The sequence below is a fragment of the Halarchaeum acidiphilum MH1-52-1 genome, from assembly GCF_000474235.1.
Classification (GTDB): domain Archaea; phylum Halobacteriota; class Halobacteria; order Halobacteriales; family Halobacteriaceae; genus Halarchaeum; species Halarchaeum acidiphilum.
On the sequence record NZ_BATA01000002.1, the window covers coordinates 76,797 to 90,274 of the forward strand.

Genomic DNA, 13,478 nt, shown 5'->3' on the forward strand with positions numbered 1-13,478 from the left:
GCTATCGGCGCGCCCAGTCGAGCATTCGCGCGTAGAAGTCGTCGGTTTCGAGTGCGGCCGCGTCGCCGACGAGGACGAGGCCCTTCTTCGCGCGCGACATCGCGACGTTCAATCGTCGGTAGTCCTCGAAGATCGGCCCGTCGAGCGCGCCCGTGGCGACGAACGACACGACGATCACCTCCTTCGAGGACCCCTGGAATCGATCGACGGTGTCGACCGCGACGTCGTCGGGGACGCGGCGGCCGATCTCGCCGACCTGTGCGCGGAACGGCGCGATGACGCCGATCTGGGAGCGATCGAGACCCGCTTCGCAGTGGGCCGTGACGATCTCGGCCACGCGTTCGGCCTCGACGGGGTCGACGTGCGCGTCCGTCGTGCCGGTGACGTCCACGAAGCCGACGCCGTCGACGACGTCCTCCGCGTCCGTCTCGACGCCCAGATCGGCGAGGGACTGCGTCGCCACCTCGCCGTTCGCCGGGCGGAGCCTCCCCCGATAGAACTCCGTCGAGGAGAACGCCTGAATGCGCTGGCGCATCCGGTACTGGCTCTCCAAGAGGACGCCGGCCTCGGGATGGTCCTCGATGAGGCGCTCGAAGAGGGACTCGGCGAGGCGCCCGCCGGACTGGACGACCGGCGGGAGCTGGTGGTGGTCGCCGACGAGGACGAATCTGGCGCCCCGGTTGATCGCGGCGAGCGCCCCGGGTTCGGTCAACTGGCTCGCCTCGTCCACGAGCACGACGTCGAAGTCCTGCGAGCGCATCACGCGCGACCCGCACGAGGAGGTGGTGGCGGCGACGAGCGACGCCGCACCGAGGCGATCCGCCTGCTCGTGCGGGCCGCCGACGTTCTCCAATCGGTACTCCTGCATGTCCTCGCGCACGCCCGTTTCGGTGCCGACGCGGACGAGGTCCGCGACGCCCTGCTCCTCGATGGCCTCCAGCGCGTTGTCCACCGCGCGGTTCGTGAACGCCGACAGGAGGACGCGCTCGTCGCGCGCGAGGAACTCGCGGACGAGCGTCGCGATCGTGTACGTCTTGCCGGTGCCGGGCGGGCCGTGGATCAGCGCGAAGTCCTCGGCGTTCAACGCCCGCTCGACGGCCGCGTTCTGCGCGCCGTTGTTCGGGATCACCTCGTGCGACGCGTCGGCGAAGCGCGGTCCGTCGCGCCCGAAGAGGACGTCCTTTCGTCGGTCGTCGCCCTTCAGCACGAAGTCGTGGAGCGCGGTGAGCATCCCGTCCACGGAGTACTCGGAGGGGTAGACGTCGAGCCTACGGAGGGCGAGCGGCTCGTCCGTCGTCACGACGACCGCGCTCTCGTCGAGGCGCTCGACGCGCCCCATCTCCGCGTCACCGTGGACGGGATCGCCGTCGCTCGCGAGCACCCGGTCGCCCTCGCGGATCTTCGAGGACGCCGCCGCGGGCCGGTGCGCGCGGAGGCGCCAGCGCCCGTCAGCGAGTTCCTCCCTGCCGGCGGGTTCGAGGTCGATGACGGCGCGGTCGTCGTCGGCGCGCTCCTCGGGCGTTTGCTCCCAGAGCTTCGCGTACTCGCGGTGGATCTCGCGGCGCTCGGTCTCGATGGCCTCGTAGAGTTCGTCGAAGTAGTCGCGTTCGGCCTCGGGGAGCATCTTCCCGATCTGCCCGGCCTTCGACTCCTGATCGAGGCGCCCTGAGACGACCATACAGGCGTCCTGCGAGAAGCAGTACTCGCACTTCGCGTTCGCCTCGTGGCCCGTCGGCACCGACATGCCGTGCTCCATCGCGGCGAGGCGGTTCCGCGAGCGGACGACGAACTCCAGTAGGCCCGAACCGATCGAGAACTCCTTGGCGGGCGAGAGGTCGCCGCTCTCCTCGCCGCGATCGACCGCGGCGTTCTTCGTGTAGAGCAAGGTCCCGGTGTCGGCCTCGACGCCGCGCTCTTCGAGCATGAGCGCGTAACAGGCCGCCTGAATCTTGTCGTGGAAGCGCGGATCGCGCTTCGTGTTCTTCCCCGTCTTGAGTTCGACCGGCATCCCGCGACGGATCGCGTCACAGCGGCCCTTGATGCCGACGGTGTCCGAGACGAGCGTGTATTCCGAGCGCCAGTCGTCGTCCTCCGTGAGGAGGCCTTGGTTCAGCCACCCCTCGATGGCTGACGCGTGCTGGCGGACTTCCTCGCGCACGCTCGCGGGATCCTCGCCGAGCAGCCCGATTTCGAGACCGGCGTCGTCGATGGCGTCGTCGATGGCGTCGTCGAGGTCCCGCCCGCGCAGGAGGTCGCCGAACACCTCGTGGACGAGCGTCCCCTTCGTCACGGGGTACTTCAGCGGGAGACCGGAGAGCTTCGAGAGGTAGTACTGGCGGGGACACTGCACCCACTCGCGGATGTCCGTCACGTCCACGAGGTAGTCGGGTTCGACGACGACGTAGGAGTCGCCCGACGTCGAATACTGCGTCTCGCCGTTCCACTCGCGCTCCTCGGGGTCGGTCAGGAGGAGATCCATCCCGGGTTCGAGGTAGTCGGCGGTCTCCGTCCACTTCCCCCAGAGCGTCGCCGTCAGCGGGGGCGCATCGCCGGGTCGAGCGTCACCTCGACGAGGTCGCGCTCGCCGTACTGCGTGCTCACCGTGCGTCCGTCGCCCACGGCCGTCACGTCGCCCCGAATAGTCACGCACAGGGGTAGTCGCGGCCGGCGAAAAACGCTGTCGCTAGTCGTCGAGGAGCCGCCAGCCGAGTTCCTCGGAGTCGGAGACGGCCGAGCACAGCGCCGTCACTTCGACGAGCCACCAGCGCGCGGACGAGCCGTAGAGCATGAGCGCGGCCCAGCGGGGGGACGACGAACCGGTGAGACGCGTCCGTGTCGCTGACGACATGAGGGGGGTGCGGAACGCGCCCGACTTGCGTATTGGCGTCCGGTCCGCTCGCGTCCGGTCCGCGTCGGGTGGTGCGGTTCAGTTCCCGGCGACGCGGGCGACCCAGCGCATCGGTTCGTCGAGTTCGTCGTCGGTCGGGAGGTGCTCCGGCGACTCCCACACCAATCCCGCGGTCTCGACGTCGCGGCGTCCGCGACGGTATCGAAGAACGCCTTCCCGCGCTCGTACTGCTCGCGCTTGAGGTGGAAGCCGAGGAGGCGCTTGAGGAGACCGCCGAGCGGGCCTTCTTCGCCGCGGCGCTCGTCGAGCTTGCGGCGAAGGTCGTCGAAGGAGTCGTCGAACGCCCGATCCATCAGGAGTTCGGCGTACCCCTCGACGGCGGTCATGGTCGTCAGGAGGTCGGAGAAGGCTTCGGTGTGGAGTTCTGCCTCCGAGAGTCCATTGACGCCCTCGCGCAGGCGCGTTTCGAGGTGGTCGGCCAGCCACGGGGCGGCGCCGAACTCCGCGGCGTGCGTCACCTCGTGGAAGGCGATCCAGCGCCGGAAGCGCGGGACGGCGACGTTCATCGTCGCCGCCGCGCCGACGATGTTCGGATGAACGAAGTAGAGCCGGTGGCCGTCGGCCTCCGCGAGCAGCAGGGGATCGTACTGCCCGAGGACGCGGTTCGCGACGAAGGAGAGCGTGCCGGCGGTCGTCGCGGTGTTGAGCGTGCGCGCGACGCCCGGGAAGACCCCCTCGCGTTCGAGCGGGGCGAACGCCCGGCGGAAGGTCTCGACGTTCGCGTCGATCCAGTGGTGGCGGTTCTGCACGTCGATCGCCTCCGGCACGTCGAAGTCGAGCCCGGAGACGTGGCGGATGCGCTCGCGGGCCGCGCGGACGTCGCTCGCGTAGCCCTCGCGGTCGGCCGGCGTGAGGTCGAGGGCACCGGGATCGGTCGCGCCCTTCGCCGCCTCGGCCACGGCCGACCAGTCGACCGCGTCGTCGCCGGACGCCCCGGCGACCGCGCGGGCGCTATCGAGAAGCGTCATATCCGGAGTCGGTACCGTACCGGGATAGGCCTTGTCCTCAGTCCGTGATCTCGGCCGCGTCGTCGTCACCGCCGAGTGTGCGCTTGACGAGGAGGCCGGTGACGGCGAGGAAGCCGAGGACGACGAGGAGACCGAGCGCCTTGGACTTGCCGCAGCCACACCGAGCGCCGCTCTCGTCGCCGTCGTCGCCGCTCGCGGTCTCGGTGTCGGCCGGCGCGATGCCGACGTCGTCGCTCGATTCGCCACCGAAGTCCGCCTCGAAGGAGAGACCGTCGTGAACGTGGAACTCGATGATGCCCATGGTTCCGCGTGGGTGCGGGTGACACAAGTGGGTTCCGACCGCGGGGCGGAGCGACGCGACGGCGGTAGGAGGCGGTGCGACGCGACGGCGGTAGGAGGCGGTGCGACGAGACGGCGGTAGGAGGCGGTGCGACGCGACGGCGCGAGGCGACCCGCCGCGCGGATCTCGGGTATCGGTGGCTTCTTGCCCGCGCCGTCCGCGCCGATCCGTATGGACGACGATCAGCGGGAGTTCCTCACCGACCTGCTCGCGACGGCGAGTCCGTCGGGCTTCGAGACGCCCGCCCAGCGCGTCTGGGTCGAGTACGTCGAGCGCTTCGCGGACGACGTCCGCACCGACGACTACGGGAACGCGGTCGCGGTCTACGACGGCGGCGACGGTCCCGAACTCGCGTTCACCGGCCACGCGGACGAGATCGGGTTCGTCGTCTCGGCGATCAGCGCCGAGGGGTACCTGCATCTCTCGCCCGTCGGTGGGAGCGATCGCTCCGTCTCGAAGGCCCGACAGGTGCACGTTCACACCGCGGACGGTCCCGTGAACGGCGTGATCGGGCAGGCCGCCATCCACGTCCGCGACAAGGACGACACCGAATACGACGACATCGAGGAGATGACCGTCGATATCGGCGCCGCCGACGAGGACGACGCCCGCGACCGCGTGGCCGTCGGTGACCCGGTGACGTTCGCGCAGTCCCCCCGCCCCCTTCGGGGGTCGCTGCTCACGGCGCGCGGTCTCGACAACCGCGTCGGCGTCTGGGTCGCCGCGGAGGCCCTCCGCCGTGCCGCCGAGCGCGATGCGGAGTCCACCGTCTACGCCGTCTCGACCGTGCAGGAGGAAGTCGGACTCTCCGGCGCGCAGATGGTCGGCTACGACCTCGATCCCGACGCCGCCGTCGCGGTGGACGTCACCCACGCCTCCGATCACCCCGAGTTCCCCGGATCCAAGCACAACGAGGTGGCGCTCGGCGACGGTCCCGTCGTCGCGCGCGGGGCGACGAACCACCCCGAGGTCGTCGACGCCGTCCGTGCCGCGGCGGCCGACGAGGACATCGACGTCCAACTGCAGGCCACGGGAATCCGGACCGGAACGGACGCGGACGCCTTCTACACCTCCCGGAGCGGGATCCCGTCGCTCAACCTCGGGCTTCCGAACCGCTACATGCACACGCCCGCGGAGGTCGTGGACACGGACGACCTGAACGCCGCCGCGGATCTCCTCGCGGCGTTCGCCGTTCGGGCGGCCGGACGCGACTCGTTCGCCGTCGAACTCTGAGAGTCACGCTGTTTCTCGGTGCGACGGGAGAGACGCGAGGGGGGAGGTGTCGTCGCCGCGAACGCCGGCCGTCGACGCGACGTTTGCCGCGAACGCCGGTCCAGCGCGTTTCGTGCGCCTACTGAGTCGGTACGTTTAAGCGTCCGACGGGCGCCCGGTGTTGTATGAGCGGCCGACCGCTGGATGTCCTCGAAGCCTCCCTCGAGGAGACCGTGACCGTGGTACTCAAGGACGGTGGGGAGCACATCGGCGTTCTCACCGGCTACGACCAGCACATGAACCTCGTCCTCGAGAACACCGAGGCGGGTGAAGACACAATCGTTATACGCGGCGATAACGTCGTTACGATCAACCCATGACTGGAGCCGGCACGCCGAGCCAAGGGAAGAAGAACAAGACGACGCACGTCAAGTGCCGCCGCTGCGGCGAGAAGTCCTACCACGTCAAGAAGAAGGTCTGTTCGAGCTGCGGCTTCGGCGACTCGGCGAAGCGCCGAAGCTACGAGTGGCAGTCGAAGCAGGGCGAGTAACCCGACAGCCGACGCCGGACGGTTCTTTTTCCTCTTCGTCGACGATCGAGTAGCTCCGCGGCCACATCGCGGTCGATCTCCGTCCTCCATGCCCCGCCGCGACGACGCGATCCCGGGGTCGCGGCGACGGTGCGACGGGGCGCGTCCCATCGGCGCGCCACGTAGCGACTCAGCGGGCCACGCAGTGACATCGCCGATCGTGAATCGGTGGTGACGACGGGCGGTGACGATACCGGCCCTGATGTCGCCGGCCGCGACGCCATCGCGCGATGGCCGATCGCGTCCGAATATGCCCATAATCGTGCACACCTCGGACGGGATATCGGCGAATCGCCGCACAACCACGGATGTTTTAGGTGGTGGGTGCGCAAGAAGGGGATATGACAGGGCGTGACGAGACGGTCGAGAACGGGCCGCGGGAGAAGTGCGGCGTGGTCGGCATCTCCCTCGCCGAGCGATCGGCCGCGCTCCCCACGTACTACGCGCTGTACGCGCTCCAGCATCGGGGACAGGAATCGGCCGGCATCGTCACCCACGACGGCTTCCAGCAGCACAGCCACGTCGAGATGGGGCTCGTCGGCGACGCCTTCGACGAGGACGACGTCGAGGCGCTGAAGGGCAGCGCGAGCATCGGGCACGTTCGCTACCCCACCGCCGGGAGTGTCGATAAGTCCTGCGCGCAGCCCTTTACGGTCTCGTTCAAGGGCGGCGCGCTCGGGCTGAGCCACAACGGCAACCTCGTCAACGCCGCGAGCGTCCGCGACGAACTCGCGTCGTCCGGCCACGCGTTCACGAGCGACGGCGACACCGAGGTCATCGCGCACGACCTCGCGCGCAATCTGCTCGAAGAGGATCTCGTGCGCGCCGTCAAGCGGACGATGAACCGCATCCACGGCTCGTACGCCCTCACGATCACGCACGACGACACCGTTCTGGGAGTTCGGGACCCCGAGGGCAACCGCCCGCTCTGCATCGGCGAACTGGACGACGGCTACGTCATCGCCTCCGAATCGGCCGCCATCGACACCCTCGGCGGCGAACTCGTTCGCGACGTTCGGCCGGGCGAACTCGTCGTCCTCCGTGAGGACGGCTCCGGCTTCGACTCCTACCAGCTCGTCGAGCGAGAGCACACCGCGAACTGCTTCTTCGAGTACGTCTACTTCGCGCGCCCGGACTCGCGGATCGACGGCGAACTCGTCTACGAGGTGCGTCGCGAACTCGGCCGGAAGCTCTGGGAGGAGTCCGGCGTCGAGGGCGACGTCGTGATGCCCGTGCCGGACTCCGGGCGGGCGTTCGCGTCCGGCTACGCCGAGGCCTCGCAGGAGGGCGACGGCGACGGCGTCGAGTTCGCGGAGGGGCTGATGAAGAACCGCTACGTCGGCCGGACCTTCATCATGCCGACGCAGGAGGCCCGCGAGCGCGCCGTTCGCCTGAAGCTGAATCCGATTCGTTCGACCGTCGAGGGCAGGTCGGTCACCATCATCGACGATAGCATCGTCCGCGGGACGACGTCGAATCAGCTCGTGAAGCTCGTCCGCGAGGCCGGTGCCGAGGAGGTGCACGTCCGCATCGGCGCGCCCGCGATCGTCGCGCCCTGTTATATGGGCATCGACATGGCGACGCGCGGCGAACTCATCGCCGCCGAGAAGGGCGAAGCGGAGATCGCCGACGAGATCGGCGCGGACAGCCTCTCCTACCTCTCCATCGACGCCGTCACCGAGGCCATCGGGCGCTCGCACGCCGACCTCTGTCTCGGCTGCGTGACGGGGGAATACCCCTACGACATCGAGGGCGAGACGTCCGATCGCGACGTGCGACGTCCCGCCGTCGGGATGGATGCGGACGCCCCCGCGGACGACTAGCCGAACTCGGGATCCGTGCGTGACGATCGATGCGGGATCCGTGCGTGACGATCGGTAGCGGACGCGGACGTGACGCGGGAGTGAACGCGACCGGTAGCGGACGCGGACGTGACGTGGGTCGGCGATCCCTTCTCCCCGCTCCGTTGGGTGTTTCCGGGGTTCTTAGTCCGCGGCGGGCGTAGCGGCGTTCATGCGCCCGCGCGTCGCGCTCCTCGTCGCGTCGGAGAATGTCGATGACGCTCGGCGGAACTTTCGTCGGGAACTCCCGGCGGTCGTCTCCGCCTTCGACGTCGTGAACGGCGAGTTCCCCGCGTCGTACGGCGACTACGACGCCGTCGTGGTGAGCGGGTCGCCGTACGCGGTGTACGACGACCGGCCGTGGATCCCGCGCTTGCAGTCGTGGGTCCGCGGGGCCGTCGATCGCCGGCTGCCGACGCTCGGCGTCTGTTTCGGCCATCAGGTGTTGGCGTCGGCCCTCGGCGGCACCGTCGAGCCGATGGACGAGTTCGAGGTCGGGTTCCACGAGATCCATCGCGTGCACGACTCGATGCTACTCGGCGGTCTCGATGAGTGGTTCACGGCGTTCACCGCGCACCGCGACGAGGTGACGTCGCTTCCGGACGAAGCGGTGCGACTGGCTGGGAACAACTTCACCGACGTCCACGCGTTCCGCGCCGGCCACGCCTTCGGCGTGCAGTTTCACCCCGAGTTCGACCTCCACACGGCCACGCGCGTACTGGAGGAGCGGAACGTCCGCGAGGAGCGCATCGAGACGGTCATGGAGCACCTGAACCGGGAGCACTACGGCGAGGCGACGCGCGTGAAACACCTCTTCGAGAACTTCATGGGCTACGTCGCGGCGTCGCATCCGCACGGCTCGCGGCTGTAGTGCATTTCTCCCCTCCCCCCCCCTCCCCGTTCTGCAAGTGTTCTGGGGAACCGGAGGGTGTGTTGGGTGAGTTGGATCGAACGGGACGGGATCGACTGCCGTCGTATTAGTTCGTCTCACCCCCCCGTTCTGCAAATGATCCGGACGCAATAGGTGGGGGGGTCAGGTACGCGGGGCTACGCCACGGAGTCAGTCTTGCCCGCGGTGTCGGACCTATACGGCGGGACGAAACGCCATCGGTGAGAGACCGACCGTCGTCGGTGCGGGCAGTACGGTCCGTAATCGATCGCCTCGGCATATGATCGACCACACTAAGTCGACCATCAGAAAGACGGGAACCATTAGAAGCACTTGAAACATTAGAAGGATACGTTTATAGTGAGTGGTGTCGAAATACGTGTAGGTAGCGATGGACACGCCGTTCCGAACGCGTACGGGAGTCTTCACGAACAAGAACGTTCTCAAACAACAGTACGAGCCCGAAGAAATCCTCGAACGCGGCGAGGAGATCGAGGCGTACGCGAACGCGTTGCAGGACGTCGTGGACGGCTGGGAGCCGGAGAACGTCTTCGTGTACGGGAAGACCGGTGTCGGGAAGACTGCGGTGACGCGCTACATGATGGACATGCTGCGCATCGAGACCGATCAGCGCCCCGACGTCGACGATGTCCACGTTGCGGAGGTCAACTGTCACCACCACCCCTCGTCGTATCAGGCGGCCATCGCGCTCGTGAACGAACTCCGCGCGGACACCGAACGGGAAGCGATCACGACCGGGCTCTCGACATCGGACGTTCTCACCGCGCTCTTCGAGGAGATCGAGGCTCGGGAGGGAACGGTGCTCGTCGTGCTCGACGAGATCGACAATTTGGGGGATGACGACGTGCTCCTCTATCAGCTCCCGCGCGCGAAGGCGAACGGCAACATCGAGCACTCGCAGGTCGGGGTAGTCGGTATCTCGAACGACTACACCTTTCGGAACGACCTCTCCTCGAAGGTGCAGGACACCCTCTGCGAGCGCGAGATCAAATTCCCGCCTTATGACGCGAACGAACTGCGAACGATCCTCACGGATCGAGCGAAGAAGGGCCTCTCCGAGGGTGTTCTCGACGATTCGGTCATCCCGAAGTGCGCGGCGATCGCTGCGCAGGATCGGGGGAGCGCTCGGCAGGCCATTGATCTCCTTCGAGAGGCAGCGAACGTCGCCGTCGAGGACGGCCGCGAATCTGTCGGAGAGGCGGACGTCGATGCCGCGGAGAACCGCGTCGAGCGCGGCCGCGTCAAGGATTCGATTCGCGACCTGACGACGCACGGACGATACACTCTCCTCGCGGTCACGAATCTCGCGATGACGGAGCAGACACCCGTGCGTGCGAAGGAAGCGTACGGGGTGTACGAGCGTGTTTGTGCGGAGAGCGGGGCCGAACCGCTTAGCCAGCGTTCCGTCCACGATCACCTCATCGACCTCGCGATGCTCGGCTTTCTGACGCAATACGACCGCAACCACGGTCGCAGCGGAGGCCAGTACTACGAGTACGAACTCGACGTCGAACCCGCCATCGTCACCGCCGTTCTCGGCGAGGAGGAGTGACGGCCAGTCCTCGATTGCCCCGACGAACAGCTCGTTCAGCTTCCGGCGAACAGCTCGTTCAGCTTCCGACGAACGGCTCGTTCAGCTTCCGGCGAACGGTCCGTTCAGCTTCCGACGAACGGTTTCTCCGTCTCACAAAGAACATTTGCAGAACGGGGTGGGGGTGTAGGCCCACTCACCGTCGTTCGACCCGATCGAGGATTGCGATCCGTCGTCGCAATCCGATTCCGGAGGGGTCCCGCGTGCGAGCGCGCTCTCCCCATCTGCTCTCCATCCTTCACGCCCAGAACATTTGCAGAACGGGGGGAGGGGGGCGCTCGTTCGCCACACGCGTGTCGCCCGGTTCGCATCGTACAGCCCACCGAACCGCGCGAACGTGACGGAAACGCCCGGTGAGTTGAGACGCGTCCCTGCTGTCGTATCGCACGCCGGGGTCGAATCGCAAGTCTCTTACTTAACCCAGCGGTACAGAGAAATGCGAACGCGAACACGAGAGCGAGCGTGGGTAGCCAAGCTAGGCCAAAGGCGCAGCGTTGAGGGCGCTGTCCTGTAGAGGTTCGCCGGTTCAAATCCGGTCCCACGCATCGCACTCACGCGGGCACTCACCCGCGGCCAAGCGATGCACGGTGATTCCCTTTCGGGACATCACCCACGCACAACCTTCCTATCCGAAACCGCGACGCACAGCGGGGCGATCACCCCGCAAAGCGCCGTATTGAAATGTCACCTCCGCGTACCGGGGGGTATGGCGAAGTACTCCACGGGCGGATCCTCCGCTGGCGGCGGCAGCGGCACCTGCGAGCTCTGCGGGGAGTCCACGGACTCCCTCACGACGGCGTCCGTCGCGGGCGCGGAGCTCTCCGTCTGTCAGAACTGTGCCGACCTCGACGAGAGCAAGAAGCGCTCGCGCCGGAATAGCGGCGGGAGCGGGAACGGCGGATCCTCCTCGGGGAGTAGCGGCGGGCCTACGCGCGAGCGCAACAGCGCGGTTCGGACGGCCGCGAAGCAACTCGACGCGTCGCGAGGCGACTCCTCGCACTGGGAGGAGCACGGGACGAACTACGAGCGCGATCGGCTCCCCTACCTCGTCTCGGGATACGGCGAGCGCGTTGAGGCGGCGCGTCAGGAGGAGGGTCTCCAGCTCGCCGAGCTGGCCGAGGAACTCGACGTCGACGAGAACGACCTGCTCGCGATCGAGCAGGGGCGCGCGACGCAGGCCGGCGTCGGCGGCAGCGTCGTCCGCGCGCTCGAAGAACGACTCGACGTGACGCTCGTCTCCGAGTGAATCTTCGGTTCTTGCGATGACGAGAGCGCGCTGCTCTCTCGAACCACGGGCGTAGCGAGCGAGTCGGTCGGGGAGACAACCGGCAGGGCGGGAGACAACGTTACGTTGCGCCCGGCCGTACTGCCAGAGACGGCTGTGCGGCCACAAGCGTCGCGCAGTACGGGCCGCAGTGGCCCGGCCCCACATGGTGATGGTGGGGTTCGACGACTCCGACCGGCGTCCGGGAGGGGGCGCGCACAAGACGCCCCGTCGCGCCAACTGACGGCGAAAATCACAGCACAGCATCTCCCTCCCCGAGCGAGGTCCCAAGACCCAGCGAAGTCGGATCGGGTCGGTTACAACTGACGGACGCCCGCGTCCGTCACGACGCGATCCAGCAGGCGGATCGGCGTCGCGTCGTACGCCGGGTTCTCCACCTCGAACCCCTCCGGCGGTTCGAGCAGCACCTCCGTCGAGATCCGGTAGTCGTTCTCGAAGCGGAAGCCGCCCTCGTCGACGAGTTTCGCCGACGACCCCGCGACGACGACCGGGACGTCTCCGTCGTCCGCGACCGCGGCGAGCGGATAGGTGCCGACGCGGTTGTAGAGGTGATCGTCGACGATGCAGTCCATCCCGAGCAGCACCTCGTCCACCGCCGACATGTAGTGGCCGGCCGCGCCGTCCACGATCAGCGTCGCGCTCACGCGGTCGATCTCCGCGAGGCGGCGCGCGGTCCGGCGTCCCATGTAGCGCGGGCGCCCCTCGGTGACGTAGACGTCGAGGTACGCGCCGCCCTCGGCCGCGGTTTCGATCGCTTCGAGGACGGTCGTCGAGTAGTCGTGCGTCAGCAGCGTCATTCCGTCCGCGAGCTCCTCGGCGACGTTCTCGGCGGCCTCGTGTTTCCCCGTCTCGACGCGCTCGACGACGGCGCCGATGGCCTCTCGCGTGCGTTCTTTCGCCGCCGCGACGCTCTCAGCGTCCGCGTCCTCGACCGCGGCCACGATCTCGTGTTGCGTCGTGACGAGCGAGGCGTGCGAGGGGTTCGCGCGCCGGAGCGCCGAGCTGTTGCGTTCGAGCGTGCGCACGTACTCCTCGACCGTCGGGAACTCGTCGTCGAGGAGGTCTTCGAGCGCGCGAGCGGCCTTCACCGCGACGGCCGAAGAGGAGTGCGTTCGCATCTCCGCGATCTCCTCGGCGGTCTCGTCTATCATGGTCGAACGACCGACCCGCGATGCCCTGAAGCTTCCGACGGACGGCCACCACCTTCTTTCGCGATGCGGCTATCCGTGACCGACATGCGCGACACCAGCGAGTCCATGACCCACGCGTACAACGTCCGTACCGCCGGCACGCTCCGGAGCGTCGCCGTCCGCGCCGCCGACGGGGTTCGTCGGGGCTACGATGTCTCCCGCCGCGGTTTCGACGCCGCTCGACGCCGCGTCCTCGCCACGCGGCTCGCTATCGCGGACGCGCGCGACGCCGCCGCGTGACCTATCTCCCTCGCGCTCGTCCCGCCCGTATGGTCGCCGTTCGCTACCGCTGTCCGCGCTGTGGCACCGTCGCCGTCCTCGAACGCGACGCCTACCTCAGCGACAAGTCCGTCACGCCCTACCCCTTGGAGGGGTGGCACTACGTCGCGCCCGACGAGAGCTACGACGACGACGCGGTCGACGGGGTCCGGTTCGTCTGCGGCCGGAGCGAGGGGTGCGAGTGGCGTCACGCCGAGATCCGGACGAACGGCACGAGCGGGATCGAGGAGGAACCCGACGGGTGTGGCGAACCGTTCTATCTCAACTTCGTGACGTACGACGAGGGCGAAGCGGTCGCGGCGCCGGGCGAACGAGAGAGCGAGTATGTGGAACTCGCAGAGGGGCGCGGGTCGAACGGGCCGGGC

At 68.0% G+C, this 13,478-nt stretch carries 12 protein-coding genes, 1 tRNA gene and 2 pseudogenes; 10 read left to right on the forward strand and 5 right to left on the reverse strand.

The window, feature by feature from the left end:
- Position 1: 1 nt before the first annotated feature.
- From AOZ13_RS00855 to AOZ13_RS00865, 4 genes and pseudogenes are all read right to left on the reverse strand, one after another.
- Positions 2-2,646, reverse strand: a pseudogene (locus AOZ13_RS00855) (AAA domain-containing protein).
- A gap of 37 nt (positions 2,647-2,683) precedes the next feature.
- On the reverse strand, positions 2,684-2,848 hold the full coding sequence (locus AOZ13_RS14110; RefSeq protein ID WP_020220570.1) for a hypothetical protein: 165 nt from the start codon (positions 2,846-2,848) through the stop codon (positions 2,684-2,686).
- A gap of 78 nt (positions 2,849-2,926) precedes the next feature.
- Positions 2,927-3,876: pseudogene (locus AOZ13_RS00860) on the reverse strand (zinc-dependent metalloprotease).
- 37 nt (positions 3,877-3,913) lie between these two features.
- Positions 3,914-4,177: a hypothetical protein gene (locus AOZ13_RS00865; protein WP_020220568.1), complete on the reverse strand. Its 264-nt coding sequence runs from the start codon at positions 4,175-4,177 to the stop codon at positions 3,914-3,916.
- 210 nt (positions 4,178-4,387) lie between these two features.
- On the opposite strand from AOZ13_RS00865, the gene AOZ13_RS00870 reads away from it, so the two are divergent.
- The 8 genes from AOZ13_RS00870 (at position 4,388) to AOZ13_RS00905 (ending at position 11,605) form a co-directional block, all read left to right on the forward strand.
- On the forward strand, positions 4,388-5,449 hold the full coding sequence (locus AOZ13_RS00870; protein ID WP_021779552.1) for a M20/M25/M40 family metallo-hydrolase: 1,062 nt from the start codon (positions 4,388-4,390) through the stop codon (positions 5,447-5,449).
- Between the two features lie 164 nt (positions 5,450-5,613).
- Positions 5,614-5,808: an LSM domain-containing protein gene (locus tag AOZ13_RS00875; protein ID WP_020220567.1), complete on the forward strand. Its 195-nt coding sequence runs from the start codon at positions 5,614-5,616 to the stop codon at positions 5,806-5,808.
- Positions 5,805-5,978, forward strand: coding sequence for a 50S ribosomal protein L37e (locus AOZ13_RS00880; protein ID WP_020220566.1), 174 nt, complete (start codon positions 5,805-5,807; stop codon positions 5,976-5,978). Before AOZ13_RS00875 ends, AOZ13_RS00880 begins: the two co-directional genes overlap by 4 nt.
- Positions 5,979-6,358: 380 nt before the next feature.
- Positions 6,359-7,840, forward strand: a complete 1,482-nt coding sequence (purF, locus tag AOZ13_RS00885) for an amidophosphoribosyltransferase (RefSeq protein WP_020220565.1) — start codon at positions 6,359-6,361, stop codon at positions 7,838-7,840.
- A gap of 190 nt (positions 7,841-8,030) precedes the next feature.
- Positions 8,031-8,729 (forward strand): type 1 glutamine amidotransferase, encoded by a 699-nt coding sequence (locus AOZ13_RS00890; RefSeq protein WP_020220564.1) that lies wholly within the window; start codon positions 8,031-8,033, stop codon positions 8,727-8,729.
- Positions 8,730-9,138: 409 nt separating this feature from the next.
- Complete coding sequence (locus AOZ13_RS00895; RefSeq protein WP_020220563.1) at positions 9,139-10,320, forward strand: orc1/cdc6 family replication initiation protein; 1,182 nt, start codon at positions 9,139-9,141, stop codon at positions 10,318-10,320.
- 499 nt (positions 10,321-10,819) lie between these two features.
- Positions 10,820-10,904 (forward strand) — tRNA-Leu (locus tag AOZ13_RS00900).
- Positions 10,905-11,065: 161 nt separating this feature from the next.
- Positions 11,066-11,605: a helix-turn-helix domain-containing protein gene (locus tag AOZ13_RS00905; RefSeq protein ID WP_020220562.1), complete on the forward strand. Its 540-nt coding sequence runs from the start codon at positions 11,066-11,068 to the stop codon at positions 11,603-11,605.
- 335 nt (positions 11,606-11,940) lie between these two features.
- Here AOZ13_RS00905 and AOZ13_RS00910 read toward each other — a convergent pair whose 3' ends face one another.
- The gene (locus AOZ13_RS00910; RefSeq protein WP_020220561.1) at positions 11,941-12,795 is read right to left on the reverse strand and encodes a translation initiation factor eIF-2B; all 855 of its coding nucleotides are present in this window, start codon (positions 12,793-12,795) and stop codon (positions 11,941-11,943) included.
- 84 nt (positions 12,796-12,879) lie between these two features.
- Between AOZ13_RS00910 and AOZ13_RS00915 the strand changes: the two genes are divergently transcribed.
- Positions 12,880-13,074, forward strand: a complete 195-nt coding sequence (locus tag AOZ13_RS00915; RefSeq protein WP_049933647.1) for a hypothetical protein — start codon at positions 12,880-12,882, stop codon at positions 13,072-13,074.
- Between the two features lie 29 nt (positions 13,075-13,103).
- A partial coding sequence (locus tag AOZ13_RS00920; protein WP_049933649.1) for a hypothetical protein occupies positions 13,104-13,478 on the forward strand: 375 nt, incomplete at its 3' end.